We start from the raw sequence: 15,150 nt of genomic DNA, 5'->3' as shown, positions 1-15,150 counted from the left end.
GAGCAGTGCTCTGCCACTGCTCGTGTTCTTCCTTATCTGCAACTAAAGAGTGCTTATGCGCATTAAAATTCGCAGTTCCTTCACTCAGTCTATCCTGTTATTTCTCTCGTTATTGATTGCCAGCCAACTGTACTCGTTTTACGCGGTGTTTAATTACGCTTTAATGCCGAGCTTACAGCAGTTTAATAAAATTCTTGGTCATGAAATTAACCTGATGTTGGATGACTCGATCCGCAATAATCATATTGCATTAGATGCCCCGCAGCGCCAAAGAGTGCTAGAGCAGTTGGGAGTGACGATTCATTCTCAGCATAGCCCAGCAGCACAAGAGTTTAAGCGCGGTGTGAGTATTGATCTAATGAGTGACGAAATGACCCAAGATTTGGGTTCACCAACCGAAGTACGCATGGCTCTGGGCAAAGAAAGCTATGTATTGTGGATTCGTATTGAAGAGCTTCCTGGGCAGCTCATTCGTATTCCGTTATCAGAGCTACGTGAGAAAGATTTTGCTCCGCTCTTTCGTAACAGCATCATCATGGCTTTTTTGATTGTGGCTGGTGGTTGGTTATTCATTCGATTGCAAAATAGGCCATTACTGGCGTTAGAGAAAGCGGCTAAGCAAGTCGGTAAGGGTGAGTTTCCTGAGGCTCTTCCTGAGAAGGGAGCGACTGAAATTCGGTCAGTCACTCGCTCCTTTAACCAAATGTCGAAAGGTATTCAGGCTTTGGAAGAAGATCGCGCGCTGTTGATGGCAGGGATTAGTCATGATTTGCGCACGCCGTTAACACGGATTCGTTTAGCGACGGAAATGATGTCTCCACAAGACAGTTATTTAGCTGAAGGCATTATCAGCGATACTGAAGAGTGTAATGAGATCATTAGCCAGTTCATGGACTACTTGAAACCGATTAATGTGGACTCTTTTGAAGCGGTGAATTTGAACGATATTGCGAATGAAATTGCCACTGCTGAGACATTCGCAGGAGAAAACACCGTAGGGTGGGAGCTGAATGACTCGATATTAAATGCGCGGGGTAACCCTATTGGTATTAAGCGCGCCGTGACCAATTTAGTTGTCAATGCCTACCGCTATGGCAATGGTTGGGTACGTTTGTCATCCGGTATGACTGCTGATCGTAAAATGGTATGGCTGACGGTTGAAGATGATGGGCCAGGGATCCCTGAAGAGCAAGTGGCGACGCTATTTGAACCTTTTACCCGTGGTGACCGCGCGCGCGGCAGTGAAGGTACGGGGCTAGGCTTAGCGATCGTTAAACGCATTGTTGGTCAGCATCAGGGGCGTGTACTGATGAGTAATCGTTCCTCAGGCGGATTAAAAGTGCAGATTAGCTTTCCTGCCGATACAAAAACGGGAAGCTAAGCTTCCCGTTAGTGACATGTTTACTGACGTTTATCTATGCTGTGACGTGATTAACGTCAGTAAGGCGTATAAGCTTAAGCCTCTTCGTCATCATTATGAGCAGGTAAAATAAGGTTCATAATGATGGCGGTAATGCCACCTGCCGCAATTCCCGTGGAGAATAGGTTTTTCACAAATTCAGGCATAAATTGCAGAATTTCAGGTTTTTGTGCAATGCCTAATCCCATTGAAAAGGACAGTGCCATAATGAGTACGGCACGGCGATCCAAGTCTACGCGAGAAATAATACGTACTCCCGCTGCGGCGATCGTACCGAACATAACAATAGTTGCGCCGCCCAAAACAGGCTCTGGAATCATTTGTACAAAATTGGCGACGCCTGGAAATAAGCCAAGTAAAACCAGCATACCAGCAATAAAATAACCGACGTAGCGGCTTGCCACACCGGTGAGCAAGATTATGCCGTTGTTTTGGCTGAATGTTGAGTTTGGAAAGCTATTAAGTACCGCGGCTAATGCTGAATTAATACCATCGGCTAAAACACCGCCTTTAATACGTTTCATGTACACCGGCCCTTTGACTGGCTCACCAGACACTTCAGATGTAGCCGTAATATCACCAATGGCTTCTAGTGCAGTAATGAAGAAAATCAGAACCAGTGGGATAAAGAGCGACCAATCAAAACTTAAACCAAATTGCATTGGAATCGGCAAGGCAACCCAGTCACTGTTCGATGTTGCTGATGTATCTACCATGCCCATCATGTACGCCATTACGTACCCGACTAGCATAGCAATGACAATGGAAGAGACACGGATGTATGGGTTACGTGAGCGGTTTAGTAAGACAATGAGCCCAAGTACGACGCCGGCGAGCGCCAAGTTTGAGAGGCTACCAAAGGTATGATTATCCATCGCTGCGTATCCGCCGCCCATTGAAATCAACCCGACTTGGATAAGCGTGAGACCAATCAGTGTCACCACAATACCAGAAACGAGTGGCGTAATGACTTTCTGTGCATATTGCAGCACGCGAGATAATAAAATTTCCGCCGATGACGCGACTAAAATGGTTCCAAAGATTGCTGCCATCATGGTTGGTACATCAGCCCCGCCTGCTTTTAACGACATACCAGCCCCAATAATCGGACCTAAAAAGTTAAAGCTAGTGCCTTGAATCGATAGCAGACCTGAGCCAATTGGGCCGATTGTCCGAATTTGAATAAAAGAAGACACTCCGGAAGCAAACAAAGACATACTGATGATGGTGTTGGTTTCTGCAGCGGGAACTCCCAAAGACTGACAGATGATTAATGCTGGTGTGATAACGGCGACAAACATTGCCAATAAATGCTGGATAGCAGCAAAGATGGTTTGTGGAATCGGCGGCTTATCATTCAATTGATACACCAACTCAGTTTTGCGTGGGGTGGTTTTGGTCGTCATAATCTTCTGTTGTGTCCTGCTAGTTATCATAATTCCTTTGCTTACGCTGAATGGGTAAACAAAGTCGAACAGACACAGTCTCTGTGATTGCTGTTAGTCAGAGTCTGTTCGAGATTGGTATGGGTGGACGTGCCACCAAATTAAGGGCGAAATTATAGAGTCTTTAGCAACAAAAGCAAACGTTTGCTAATTGAGTTAAAAATAACTTTCTCAAAAAAAGGAAAAGAAGAGATGAAAAATATTAATAAATTCAATTATTAATATTTTTCATAATGGTTAATCGAAGCGATATTTGCCGTTGACTGATTTTTTGACAGAACCAGTTAAAGATACGCTAGGGTAAAGGAGTGAACGTACATAGACACAGTAAGTCAGTAATGCGATGGCGGCGAGAAGACCAGCGACAATCCCCAGCGACAGTGAGATAGCATGCTGTTGCATCGTGATCACTGTCATGACAATGAACAAGAAACCAAAAGTTAAAAAGTTGGTGAAGGCGTGCAAGCGTAATCGCCACATACCAAAACCATTAATGACAGGAAATAATAAGCCAATACAGGCGGTGAAAAACCATTCTAGTGGGCCACCTTGTTGTTGAATTTCCGTCACAAAGTAATGGGCTAGCCACATCATCGGTAAAGTTAGCAAGAATACCAAGCTGACTAAAGTTAGATGGGATTTACGATGTTCTGCAACGCGCTCAGGAGAGGCAACGGAAGCAATCAGAAACGCTAATCGGCTTTCTTTATCTACGTTCGAGCGATACTTTGAAAAAATTTTCTCTTTGCTCTCGCCCTCAGCGATACGTTGTTTGATCTCATTAATCAGTGTGGCGGTATTCATAGCATCCTCAAATAATGTATTTCATGTTCATTGTACGCATTTCACCGTCCAGCCCCATCAGAATTTCGCTAAGATTATTCAATATGCATACTAAGCATGTGAATAATGTTCTCGGCTTCCTAACCAACGCTCGATAATTGCATGAGCATTTTGAGGGTATTGATCGTGAATATAGCGAGCTATGCGTTGAACCTCGGGAATTAGTGGTTGATCTCGTAACAAATCGGCAATCTTAAAGTCGGCGATGCCGGTTTGTTTAGTCCCGAGTAATTCGCCCGGACCACGAATGTCTAAATCACGCTGCGCAATCACGAAACCATCGTTACTTTCACGTAATACCGCTAAGCGTTTTTGCGCCGTCTTGGACAATGGGGCGTGATAGAGCAGAACACAGTGGCTAGCCACGGAACCACGACCGACACGACCACGCAACTGATGTAACTGCGCAAGACCTAAGCGCTCAGGGTTTTCGATTATCATTAAACTGGCATTAGGAACATCTACCCCAACTTCAATGACCGTTGTGGCGACCAATAAGTTGAGTTCGTTATTTTTAAAGGCTTGCATGACGGCTTGTTTTTCAGCGGCTTTCATGCGGCCGTGAACTAAACCTATTTTGACATCAGGCAGGGCTGTTTGTAGTTCCTCGGCAATATCAGCGGCGGCTTGGGCTTCTAAAACTTCAGATTCATCAATTAAAGTGCAAACCCAGTAGGCTTGCTTCCCTTCCGTAAGGCAGGCGTGGCGAACTCGCTCAATAATCGTATCCCGCTTGGTATCAGGAATAGCCACGGTTTGTATGGGTGTTCGCCCTGGTGGCAGTTCATCGATGATGGAGGTTTCGAGATCTGCATACGCTGTCATGGCTAATGTCCGTGGAATCGGGGTGGCAGTCATGATCAACTGGTGGGGAAAAGCACCTTGCTGAATGCCTTTTTCACGTAGTTCTAAGCGCTGGTGGACGCCAAAGCGGTGTTGCTCATCAATAATCACTAATGCGAGATTATTAAATGTCACATGCTCTTGAAACAGAGCGTGAGTACCAACGACCATTTGCGCTTCACCACTGGCAATGCGCGCTAATTCAGTGTCTCTCGCTTTGCCTTTTAACTTACCGGCAAGCCACCCCACTTGGATGTTCATGGAAGCAAACCAGCCAGAAAAATTCAGCGCATGTTGCTCGGCCAGTAATTCGGTTGGGGCCATAAGGGCAACTTGATAGCCACTCGCGATCGCATGTACGGCCGCCAATGCAGCAACTAAGGTTTTACCTGATCCGACATCGCCTTGTACTAAGCGCATCATAGGGTAAGGCTGGACTAAATCGGCTTCAATTTCTTTCACCACGCGATCTTGCGCGTTAGTGGGGGTAAAAGGTAACTGATTTAATAGTGCTGCTTTCCACTCCAAAGACGTGGGAATAGGTAATGCTTTATCTTGTTGCCCTTGGCTACGTACTGCGAGCATGGAAAGGTTTTGCGCTAACAATTCTTCCATGATTAAGCGTAGTTGCGCTGGATGTCGACCATCATCAAAGAGCGAAATATCAATATCAGTCGCGGGACGATGGATAATATGCAGAGCTTGTCCCAAGGTCATTTGATGATCATATAACCCTGAGGGCAGTAATTCTTGTACTGCTGCTTTGTCTAGTAGAGCTAGAGCTTGGTCTGTTAAATTACGCAGTGTGGCTTGGCGTAAACCATCAGTGGTAGGGTAAACAGGTGTGAGGTTTGGTTCGACATCGGGCTGCGTTGCCGGAGTGAAAAACTTATAGTCAGGATGCACCATTTCGAGGCCATACTGCCCGCGTTTGATCTCTCCATAGGCATACACCATTCGCTCATCAGTAAAGGTGTTTTTCATGCCAGCGTTGAAGTTAAAAAAGCGCAGCGTGATCGAGCCGTTACCATCGCTCAGTTTGACCGTTAACATTTTGCGGCGACCAAAAGTGGTATCGACACTCGTTACTTTCCCCTGCACAGCCACCCAGATACCAGGGTGCAACTTTGCGACCGGATAGATACGGGTTCTATCTTCGTAACGCAGTGGTAAGTGAAAAAGTAAATCTTGCACGGTCACTAAGCCGACTTTTTCTAGCTTTTCAGCGACTTTAGCGCCAACACCAGATAAAGAGGTTAGGGGAACAGCAGAAAGTAATTGAGACATATTATCGAGCTCTTTACGCACTATACTGCTATTTATTCAAACACCAGACTGTGTTTTTGTACAGCAAAAAACCGCGCTATTCGCGATAAATAGTGCGGTTTAGACGCTTTTCTCGAATTTTGCGTAACGATTAAGCACGTTGCATCTCTTGCCACCATGCTGGATCCGCGAGAATTTGCCCTTCATCATCTAAAGGTGGGTAAGGCAATCCTTTACGTTTGGCGACTTTGGCAAGTACCGGATGGCCGCGTTCAAATAGAATACGCTGAATGGTTTCTGGTGACAGTCGGCTTTCACTTCTGTCATACATTCCAGCAATTTGACGTTGACGTTGTGCTTCATACAAAATGAGCGCACTCGCAACCGACACATTGAGCGACTGTACCATGCCAACCATAGGAATAACGATGTCCTGATCGGCAAGCGCAAGTGCTTCTGGAGTGATCCCCGTTTTTTCACTACCGAGGATAATCGCAGTGGGCTGAGTGTAATCAACATCGCGAAAATCGACAGCGGTATCGGAAAGGTTGGTAATTAACACTTGCATGCCTTGGTTCTTTAGCTCACTCACGGCGGCTTGAATGGTATCGTGAGTATCGACTTCCACCCAGTTGCGTGCGCCTGCCGAAGTGTGGGCGAGGGTTTTCATCTGCTGATTTGGCCATACAGCATGAATACGATGTAAGCCTGTGGCATCGGCACTGCGGATGATCGCCGAGACATTGTTGGGCTTATGCACTTCTTCTAAGCACAGAGTGAGATCAGTTTGACGTGCGCGCAGTACATCTTGAATTCGGGCATAACGTTCTGGATTCATAACACGGATGTTCCTGAGAAAGGGTGTTCCCTGCTATGAGCAGGGAACCAGACACAGATTAATGCTTTTTACGTCTTACTTTGAGGGCATTAGGCATTAAACGAATACGACGCATAATATTCGCTAAATGTACGCGATGCTGCGTCGTAAGAAGAATGGTGACAGTATAAAGTCTACCGTCGCGCTCTTCGGTCGATAAGCCTTGAATGTTAGAGCCGGTCTGAGAAATGACGTTAGTCAACTCAGCCAATACCCCTTGACGATTAAGAATATCGACGGTTAATTCGGCAATAAACTCCTGCTCATAATCATCACTCCATTCCACCGCCATGTATTTTTCAGGCTCACGTTGATAGCCACGAATATTTGGACAGGTTTCCCGGTGTACCACAAGACCACGCCCTGGTGACACGTGAGCAATGATGGAATCATCGGGGATAGGGTGACAACATTTCGCAAAGGTGAGCAAAATACCTTCCGCGCCGCGGATTGGCATTTTATGTTTTGACGTCGCCACCATTTTTTCGGTGCCGTTATGCGCCAATTCTTCGACATCACCCAGTAAGCGACGAGCAATCACAATGCTCATTAACTCACCGAGTCCTATCGATGCCAGCATTTCATCAATCGAATGAACTTTTAATCCAGTCAGTACTTGTTGAATACTGTCTTCGCTGATGTCACTTAACGTGTATTCACCCAAAGCATGATTTAAGAGGCGACGACCCAGCATGACTGAATCTTCACGACGCATGGTTTTTAGTACTTGACGAATTTTGGTGCGCGCACGTGACGTCACGACATAGTTAAGCCATGCCGCATTCGGACGAGCGCCCGGTGCGTTGATGACTTCAACCGCTTGGCCACTTTTCAGCGGCTTGCTCAGTGGATACGGCAGGCGATCAACACGCGCGCCAACACAAGAGTTACCAATATCGGTGTGTACTGCGTACGCAAAATCGACGGCAGTGGCACCCGCGGGGAGCTCAACAATACGACCTTTTGGTGTGAAGACAAAAATTTCGTCAGGGAATAAATCCGATTTAACATTTTCGATGAATTCAAACGAGTTGCCAGCACTTTGTTGTAACTCAAGTAAGCTTTGCATCCAGCGCTGTGCTTTGATTTGTGCTGTCGTTCCGCCACGCTCACCATCGGACTTATAAGCCCAGTGAGCGGCGACACCTTTGTCGGCCATTTGATCCATGTCTTCAGTACGAATTTGTACTTCAACTGGCACGCCATGCGGCCCCACCATAGAGGTATGAATCGATTGGTAGCCGTTCGCTTTTGGCACGGCGATGTAATCTTTCATACGGCCAGGACGTGGCTTATATAGACTATGAACTTGACCGAGCGCGCGATAGCAAGTATCGGCGGTATCCACTATAACTCGGAAAGCGTAGATATCCATGATGGTATGGAAGCGCTGCTCTTTCGTCTTCATCTTGTTATAGATGGAGTACAAATTCTTTTCACGACCCACGACACGTGCTGGTAAGCCTGCTTCTTCGATGCGACCTTCAATTTCGTCATGGATGCGTTGAATCATTTCCTTGCGGTTACCGCGAGCGGTTTTTACCACGCGTTTAAGAACGCGATAACGATTAGGGTATAAGGCTTCGAAACCAAGCTCTTCGAGTTCGGTTTTAATGTTGTGAATACCTAAGCGGTGAGCAAGGGGAGCGTAAATTTCCAGCGTTTCTCGGGCAATACGACGACGTTTATCTGGGCGTAAAGCGCCTAAAGTACGCATGTTATGGGTACGATCGGACAGTTTGATAAGAATGACGCGGATATCTTGAACCATCGCGAGGATCATTTTACGAAAGTTTTCTGCCTGCGCCTCTTTGCGATCGCGAAACTTCAACTTATCGAGTTTTGATACTCCATCGACGAGTTCAGCCACAGCATGTCCAAACTCACCTTCGAGTTCTTCTTTACTGACGTCAGTATCTTCGATGACATCATGCAACAACGCCGCTTGCAATGTTTCTAAATCCAAACGCATTTCCGCGAGGATCCTAGCAACAGCAACAGGGTGGATGATGTACGGTTCTCCGCTTGAGCGGTTTTGCCCTTCATGGGCATCTCTTGCTACCTGATAAGAGCGACGTAGAGCCTCAACTTGAGGCTCTGTCAGGTACTCTTGGGCAACGTCCTTGAGACTATCAAATAGATACAAATTTCAGGCCCGAGTGTTAATTGATGCCAGTGCAGAATTAACGGTTGTGAACGATGCTGCTTACAGCGGCCAATTCTGCTGCTTCTTGTTCTTGCTGCTCTTGGCGTGCACGTGCATCAAGTACGTCTTTTGTGATCAGACCTTCTTCAATCTCACGTAGAGCAATAACGGTTTGCTTATCATTCTCTTCCGGCACTAATGCATCTTTGCCGCCAGTTTGAATTTGACGTGCGCGGCGAGCCGCAATAAGAACTAAGTCGAAACGGTTACCAACTTTTTCAACAGCGTCTTGAACAGTTACGCGTGCCATGGGAACTCCAAATATATAGTTAACTAAAATATTGAATGACGAGAAAGTATACAGTCTAAACTACCGATATACTAGCATCACACAGTGTGTATTTTTAATGGTGACCAAACAATGGGTTTAGTCGGCCAATAGAGCAGCAAACATAGCACCATATTTAGCAGCTTGTTTATCTTGCTTCAATCTTTCCGCGCGAAGAATGGCTTTAAAATCCATAATTGCGAGGTCAAAGTCATCATTTACAATGACATAGTCGTATTCATCATAGTGTGAAATTTCCGCTTGAGCTTTGCTCATACGCGCACTAATGATGTCTTGGCTGTCTTGACCACGAGTGGTTAGACGCCGTTGTAATTCTTCTCGCGATGGAGGCAGAATAAACAAACTTTGTGCCTGCGGCATTTGCTGACGAATTTGGCGGGCACCCTGCCAGTCAATATCTAAAAAGATATCGACGCCTTGATTGAGGTTGTCTTCAATCCAAACCCGTGATGTACCGTAATAATTACCAAATACTTCGGCATATTCTAAGAATTCGCCTTTGGCAATTAACGTTTCAAAATGTGCTTTGTCTACAAAGTGATAATGTTTGCCATCTTGCTCGCCAGGTCGCATATCACGAGTGGTATGTGATACAGAAACTTTCATTGCATAAGTTGGGTTACGCTCCAACAAAGCGGCAATTAAACTCGATTTACCAGCACCACTTGGCGCTGAAACGATATAAAGCGTGCCTTTGCTCATCTGCTCGGTTCCACGTTGGTTGTGATTGCGTGTCATAAGGTGATTTACTACACCTTAAAGATAGCACTGACTGTATAAAAACGTCGTAGAGAACGCCCTGTCAGTCAGAAAAATGGACGCGAAGATTACCACGATCCTAGCGATCTTCTCAAGAAAAAGCGTCATCCATGTCGGGGAAATAACGTAAGAGAGCTGATTAACAAACCAGCAAAAAAGTTTGCAAGGGAACCGTTTGCTATTTTTTAGCATCTTGAACCTTGCGAATAGACGCGTATAATTCGCGACCCTATACTCTATGCTGATATTTGCAAAAATTAGCATAAAAACCATTTTTCTATTTGGGTTCCCTCACCCCCAAATCAAACTAAAAAGGCTCATAATGACTTCTTTTTCTGCTGCACAACAGCGCAAAGCGCTGACATACCTAGTTTTTTTTCACCTACTGGTGATTGCCTCAAGTAACTATTTGGTGCAAATTCCGTTTACGCTGTTCTCCTTGCATACCACTTGGGGCGCATTTACCTTTCCTTTTATCTTTTTAGCGACTGATCTGACGGTTCGGATTTACGGGGCGCTTTTGGCTCGCCGTATTATCTTGTTTGTGATGTTACCTGCTTTGATGATCTCATACTTACTGTCGATCGTATTTGCTCATGGTAGTTATCAAGGCTTTGAGGGTATTGGTACGTTTGATGTCTTTGTAGCGCGCATTGCTGCCGCGAGTTTTATGGCATATCTATTGGGGCAAATCATGGATATTCATGTCTTTAACCGCCTACGCCAAATGAAACAGTGGTGGATAGCGCCAACAGCATCCACATTGTTTGGTAATGCGCTTGATACTATCGCTTTTTTCGCTATTGCTTTTTATCAAAGCCCTAATGCGTTTATGGCCGAGCATTGGACGGAAATCGCGTTAGTTGATTATAGCGTTAAGCTTATCATTAGCCTTGGCCTGTTTGTGCCTATGTATGGGGTATTGCTGAATTTCTTAATTCGTAAAATCACCACAGTGAGCCAGCCAGGTTTGGTCACGGCGCCGAGCAAATAAAAGGCAATGCTTGCTACTTTAACTGTGATGTTCTTGTAGAAGAATGACAGCTTGAGTCCGGTTTTTTACGTCTAACTTACGAAATATTGCGGTTAAATGCGCTTTAATAGTGGCTTCAGAGACATGTAGCTCGTAGGCGATCTGCTTATTCAATAAGCCATCAGAAAGCATGCTGAGAACCTTGTATTGCTGTGGGGTGAGAGAGGCAATACGCTCGGCAACATCATCAAATGATGGCGTATCGATTAACGCACTTTCCGGAAAGTAAGGCGAACCTTCAAGAACTTGTTTCAAGGCGGCGATGAGTGTTTTCATATCGCTCGACTTAGGAATAAATCCAAATGCGCCATAGTGTTTGACTTGCGACACTATGGCGATTTCCTCACTGGCGGAAATGACCACAATGGGGAGGTCTGGGTACTCAGAACGTAATTGAATTAATCCAGACATTCCATTTGTCCCCGGCATTTTTAAATCCAACAGCAATAAATCAATCTCTTCGTCTTGGTTTAATAAGCGCAATAACGTATCGAGTGAGTCTGCTTCGAGTAATTGGGTATGATTGAACGCCATTTGAATGGATTGCAATAACGCCGTGCGAAACAGCGGATGATCGTCGGCAATGAGAATAGAGTAGGTCGCGTTCATGATGTGATGTACTGATGACTAATCCTAGGTGTTCCAGTATGTTGCGCTTTGTCACTGGGAACAATATGTAAGGCTGAAAAGTCTGCTCTAGCTCTGATTTTGTCGTCGGCGACCTAGCAAGTTGAGAGGTCGCACGACGAATTTTATAAAGCGTTATCGGTTAAGTGCTCGAGAAAACGCCCTGCATTTTTATAACCAGTGATTCTTGCCGTGGGGACTAAGTCACCTTGTGCATTCCAAAAATCGATCGTGGGTAAACCGAGTACGTTTAAGTGTTTAAGTAAGGCGATATCGGTTGGTGTATTTTGGGTAACATCCGCCTGCAATACCACAAAGTCACTAAGATGTTTCACGACCGCTGGGTTGTGAAAGGTGTATTTTTCATATTCCTTACAGGCGACACACCAGTCTGCATATAAATCCAACATCACAGGTTTCTGTTGTGCTTTGGCTTTAGTGAGCTGAGCTTTGAGTTCAGTAATATTACGAACCGGTATCTTAGTGAGCGTCGCTGATGGCTTGGTGTGCGTTGAATTGTGCAAAGTTAACTGACTGCTAAGCATTGGCATTACGCAGGCACTCAGACCTAAAATAGCAATAATCCCAAGGACGCTGTTTTTCCACGTTTTTATTGGCGCGCTATGGTGTATGTGATAAAGCCAGCCAAAACTGACAAGACCGAGTGTCAGCCATAGCCATTCGCTCCAAGCCGCTGGAATAATACGCTCAAGGAGTAAAAGCGGCGCCGCGAGCAGAATAAAGCCAAAGAGTGTTTTAACGTGCGTCATCCACTGTCCAGCTTGTGGCAGTAATTTTTGTCCGAATACGGCGACGATAATGAGCGGGATTCCCATGCCAATTGATAAAGCATACAGAGTGACGGCGCCCGTTAATAAATCTCCCGTTTGTGAAACGTATAGCAGCGCGCCAGATAAAGGCGCTGTCGTACAGGGGGAACAGACTAACCCAGAAATAGCGCCCATCATAAATACCCCGACACCATGGCCACCGCGTTGTTCGTCACTGAGTTGATTTAAGCGCGTTTGCAAAGCACTCGGTAACTGAAGAGTGAACAGCCCAAACATAGAGGCCGCGAGCAACACAAAGATAAGACTGATGGTAATAAGAACGGCCGGTTGTTGTAAGGCTGCTTGAAACTGCATGCCAGCAGAAGCGACGAGTAAACCTAATAAGGTGTACGTTAAAGCCATACCTTGTACATATAAAAGGCTCAACATTAAAGTACGCTTAGTACTTTGCTGGCGATTGCCCAGTACAATACTGCTTAAAATAGGGTACATGGGCAGCACACAAGGTGTGAATGCCAAGCCAATACCTAACAGCAAGAAAATCAGTGGTGTCCACCAGTGATCGGCAAGTTGTTGAGTAAGAGACGATGAACCGTGGTTTGGCTGACTCGGTTCAGAGTGCTGTTCGACAGTGGATTTGGCTTGCTCAGAGGTTATCTTCGTCGGGGGAGCAACCTTGATAACGCGAGTTTCCGGCGGATAACAAAAGCCCGCCTTGGCGCAACCTTGATAGCGAATAGTAATACTGGCTTGCTGACCGACATTGTTAACAGGAATACGCAGTGATGTTGGGTGTGAGTATATGTGGACATCGCCCATAAACTCATCATGATGTGGCATCGCTTTTGGGAGAGAATAGTCGCCCAATATCAACTGTTCACCTTGTATTTGAATACGTTCTTGATAAAGGTAATAGCCTGGCTTTACTTGCCAATCTATATAGATTTGATCCGCTTGTTGATAAGAGCTAAATGGAAAAGCTTGGTTGACTGGAACAAATTGCTGATCTTGCGAAGAAAGGGAAAACGAACTTTTGGATAGCGCCGCATGTGCTGAGGTCAGGTGTAAGAGTGCCCAGAAAAGAATCGCGAAACAACGTATGATCATGGTGGTTGGCTAGCCTTGATAGAAATAGAGTCGGGTTCATGATTTATCGCCACAGTACAAGCCAATGTTCATGAATGGCGCTTGAATTTAGTTAAGCATAGTTGAAAAAGCACCGTCAATAAAAAGCTCCCTGACGGAAGCTTTTCTTATCGGTGTTTGGTGCGCTATCTCATTGCTTTAGCGGGTAACACTTAGTTGTAGCGTTTTCCTTTGTAAGATGGATTCATTAAATTACCTGATGAGAATATCTCGTCCAACTGTTCACTGGTTAGTAAGCCACGTTCAAGCACGACTTCACGTACACTCTTACCTGTTTCGGCACAGATTTTACCGACAATGTCACCTTCATGGTGGCCAATGTATGGGTTTAAATAGGTGACGATACCAATAGAATTAAAGACATAATTCTCACACACATCTTTATTTGCTGTGATGCCGTGAATGCATTTATCACTTAGATTAATGCACGCATTTGAAAGTAGAGAAATAGACTCAAACATACATTGCGCAATGACAGGTTCCATCACGTTCAATTGTAATTGTCCGCCTTCGGCTGCAATTGAAATCGTGTTGTCGTTCCCCATTACTTTAAAACACACTTGGTTAACCACTTCAGGAACGACAGGGTTCACTTTCGCAGGCATGATGGATGAACCCGCTTGTAACTCTGGCAAGTTTAATTCATTGAATCCCGCTCGAGGGCCTGATGATAGTAAGCGTAAGTCATTACAGATCTTAGACATTTTTACTGCTAGGCGTTTGAGCGCGCCATGTGCCATGACATAGGCACCACAGTCAGATGTGGCTTCAATCAAATCTTCGGCAGGAACCACAGGGAGGTCGGTGACCTCAGCAAGGTGTCGGACGGCCATTTGCTGATAACCCGGAGCAGCATTAAGACCGGTACCGATTGCAGTTGCTCCTAAGTTGACTTCGAGAAGGAGTTTAGAGGTATATTCTAATGCACGAATTTCTTCATTGAGCGTCACAGACCAAGCGTGAAACTCTTGGCCAACTGTCATAGGAACCGCATCTTGTAACTGGGTGCGGCCCATTTTTAAAATATGGTCAAACTCAGCACTTTTTGCAGCAAACTCGGCTTTTAAATAATTAATGGATTGAATTAGCTGCTTAATGCTGTTGTAGACTGCAATTCGAAAGCCAGTAGGGTAAGCACAATTAGTTGATTGGCTGCGGTTTACATGATCATTAGGGTTTATGATGTCGTAACGGCCTTTCTCATGGCCCATGATTTCGAGGGCTAGGTTAGCAATCACTTCATTGGTGTTCATGTTTACTGAGGTACCGGCGCCACCCTGAAAAACATCAGAAGGAAACTGATCCATGCATTTGCCTGTGGTTAAAATGGTATCACACGCTTGAATGATCGCTGCCGCGACATCTTTTGGGATAACGCCTAGTTCATGGTTAGCTAGTGCCGCTGCTTTTTTGGTCATGACCATGCCACGAATAAATTCTGGAACATCAGAAATGGTCATACTAGAAATTTGAAAGTTTTCCATGGCACGGAGTGTATGGATGCCGTAATAGGCGCTGGCAGGAACTTCTCTTTGACCCAGCAAGTCTTCTTCTAGCCGCGTGGGAGTTAGATGCATTGGTGCGGTCATTATTTCGGTAGTCATT

12 protein-coding genes are annotated in these 15,150 nt (G+C 45.4%); 2 read left to right on the top strand and 10 right to left on the bottom strand.

Annotated features, from left to right (window positions below; all coding sequences use genetic code 11):
* Window positions 1-55 precede the first annotated feature (55 nt).
* Window positions 56-1,381, top strand: coding sequence for a two-component system sensor histidine kinase EnvZ (gene envZ, locus OCU30_RS11475; RefSeq protein ID WP_420856668.1), 1,326 nt, complete (start codon window positions 56-58; stop codon window positions 1,379-1,381).
* A gap of 74 nt (window positions 1,382-1,455) precedes the next feature.
* Here envZ and OCU30_RS11470 read toward each other — a convergent pair whose 3' ends face one another.
* The 7 genes from OCU30_RS11470 to gmk form a co-directional block, all read right to left on the bottom strand.
* A complete protein-coding gene (locus OCU30_RS11470) occupies window positions 1,456-2,826 on the bottom strand; it encodes a uracil-xanthine permease family protein (RefSeq protein WP_077315167.1) in 1,371 nt (456 codons plus the stop codon).
* Window positions 2,827-3,102: 276 nt separating this feature from the next.
* Window positions 3,103-3,669, bottom strand: coding sequence for a hypothetical protein (locus OCU30_RS11465; protein WP_077315166.1), 567 nt, complete (start codon window positions 3,667-3,669; stop codon window positions 3,103-3,105).
* Between the two features lie 90 nt (window positions 3,670-3,759).
* Window positions 3,760-5,838 carry an ATP-dependent DNA helicase RecG gene (gene recG / locus OCU30_RS11460; protein ID WP_077315165.1) on the bottom strand — a complete coding sequence of 693 codons (2,079 nt, stop codon included), beginning with the start codon at window positions 5,836-5,838 and terminating at the stop codon, window positions 3,760-3,762.
* A 130-nt stretch (window positions 5,839-5,968) separates the two neighbouring features.
* Window positions 5,969-6,655 carry a tRNA (guanosine(18)-2'-O)-methyltransferase TrmH gene (gene trmH / locus OCU30_RS11455; protein WP_077315164.1) on the bottom strand — a complete coding sequence of 229 codons (687 nt, stop codon included), beginning with the start codon at window positions 6,653-6,655 and terminating at the stop codon, window positions 5,969-5,971.
* Between the two features lie 58 nt (window positions 6,656-6,713).
* Window positions 6,714-8,840 carry a bifunctional GTP diphosphokinase/guanosine-3',5'-bis pyrophosphate 3'-pyrophosphohydrolase gene (spoT, locus tag OCU30_RS11450; RefSeq protein WP_077315163.1) on the bottom strand — a complete coding sequence of 709 codons (2,127 nt, stop codon included), beginning with the start codon at window positions 8,838-8,840 and terminating at the stop codon, window positions 6,714-6,716.
* A 37-nt stretch (window positions 8,841-8,877) separates the two neighbouring features.
* Entirely contained in the window at window positions 8,878-9,150 is a 273-nt protein-coding gene (gene rpoZ / locus OCU30_RS11445) for a DNA-directed RNA polymerase subunit omega (RefSeq protein ID WP_077315162.1), read from the bottom strand.
* Between the two features lie 117 nt (window positions 9,151-9,267).
* Window positions 9,268-9,891 (bottom strand): guanylate kinase, encoded by a 624-nt coding sequence (gene gmk / locus OCU30_RS11440; RefSeq protein WP_077315200.1) that lies wholly within the window; start codon window positions 9,889-9,891, stop codon window positions 9,268-9,270.
* Window positions 9,892-10,270: 379 nt separating this feature from the next.
* Here gmk and OCU30_RS11435 point away from each other — a divergent pair, with 379 nt between their 5' ends.
* Window positions 10,271-10,942, top strand: a complete 672-nt coding sequence (locus tag OCU30_RS11435) for a 7-cyano-7-deazaguanine/7-aminomethyl-7-deazaguanine transporter (protein ID WP_077315160.1) — start codon at window positions 10,271-10,273, stop codon at window positions 10,940-10,942.
* 18 nt (window positions 10,943-10,960) lie between these two features.
* Here the strand turns inward: OCU30_RS11435 and OCU30_RS11430 are convergent, their stop codons facing one another.
* The 3 genes from OCU30_RS11430 to aspA all read right to left on the bottom strand — a co-directional run bounded on the left by OCU30_RS11430 (window position 10,961) and on the right by aspA (window position 15,149).
* Window positions 10,961-11,590: a response regulator transcription factor gene (locus OCU30_RS11430; RefSeq protein WP_077315159.1), complete on the bottom strand. Its 630-nt coding sequence runs from the start codon at window positions 11,588-11,590 to the stop codon at window positions 10,961-10,963.
* A gap of 143 nt (window positions 11,591-11,733) precedes the next feature.
* On the bottom strand, window positions 11,734-13,506 hold the full coding sequence (locus tag OCU30_RS11425; protein WP_077315158.1) for a protein-disulfide reductase DsbD: 1,773 nt from the start codon (window positions 13,504-13,506) through the stop codon (window positions 11,734-11,736).
* A 191-nt stretch (window positions 13,507-13,697) separates the two neighbouring features.
* Entirely contained in the window at window positions 13,698-15,149 is a 1,452-nt protein-coding gene (gene aspA, locus OCU30_RS11420; protein ID WP_077315157.1) for an aspartate ammonia-lyase, read from the bottom strand.
* Between the last annotated feature and the right edge of the window lies 1 nt (window position 15,150).

Source organism: Vibrio palustris (assembly GCF_024346995.1).
GTDB lineage: Bacteria > Pseudomonadota > Gammaproteobacteria > Enterobacterales > Vibrionaceae > Vibrio > Vibrio palustris.
Note: the sequence above shows the minus strand (reverse complement) of the source record. Positions and strands in the feature narration are given on the sequence as shown.

Bases quoted from the DNA above. Each gene is read 5' to 3' on its own strand.
- envZ (WP_420856668.1), top strand. From the start codon at position 56: ATGCGCATTAAAATTCGCAGTTCCTTCACTCAGTCTATCCTGTTATTT.
- rpoZ (WP_077315162.1), bottom strand. From the start codon at position 9,150: ATGGCACGCGTAACTGTTCAAGACGCTGTTGAAAAAGTTGGTAACCGT.
- OCU30_RS11425 (WP_077315158.1), bottom strand. From the start codon at position 13,506: ATGATCATACGTTGTTTCGCGATTCTTTTCTGGGCACTCTTACACCTG.
- aspA (WP_077315157.1), bottom strand. From the start codon at position 15,149: ATGACTACCGAAATAATGACCGCACCAATGCATCTAACTCCCACGCGG.
- trmH (WP_077315164.1), bottom strand. From the start codon at position 6,655: ATGAATCCAGAACGTTATGCCCGAATTCAAGATGTACTGCGCGCACGT.
- OCU30_RS11430 (WP_077315159.1), bottom strand. From the start codon at position 11,590: ATGAACGCGACCTACTCTATTCTCATTGCCGACGATCATCCGCTGTTT.
- recG (WP_077315165.1), bottom strand. From the start codon at position 5,838: ATGTCTCAATTACTTTCTGCTGTTCCCCTAACCTCTTTATCTGGTGTT.
- OCU30_RS11465 (WP_077315166.1), bottom strand. From the start codon at position 3,669: ATGAATACCGCCACACTGATTAATGAGATCAAACAACGTATCGCTGAG.
- gmk (WP_077315200.1), bottom strand. From the start codon at position 9,891: ATGAGCAAAGGCACGCTTTATATCGTTTCAGCGCCAAGTGGTGCTGGT.
- OCU30_RS11435 (WP_077315160.1), top strand. From the start codon at position 10,271: ATGACTTCTTTTTCTGCTGCACAACAGCGCAAAGCGCTGACATACCTA.
- OCU30_RS11470 (WP_077315167.1), bottom strand. From the start codon at position 2,826: ATGACGACCAAAACCACCCCACGCAAAACTGAGTTGGTGTATCAATTG.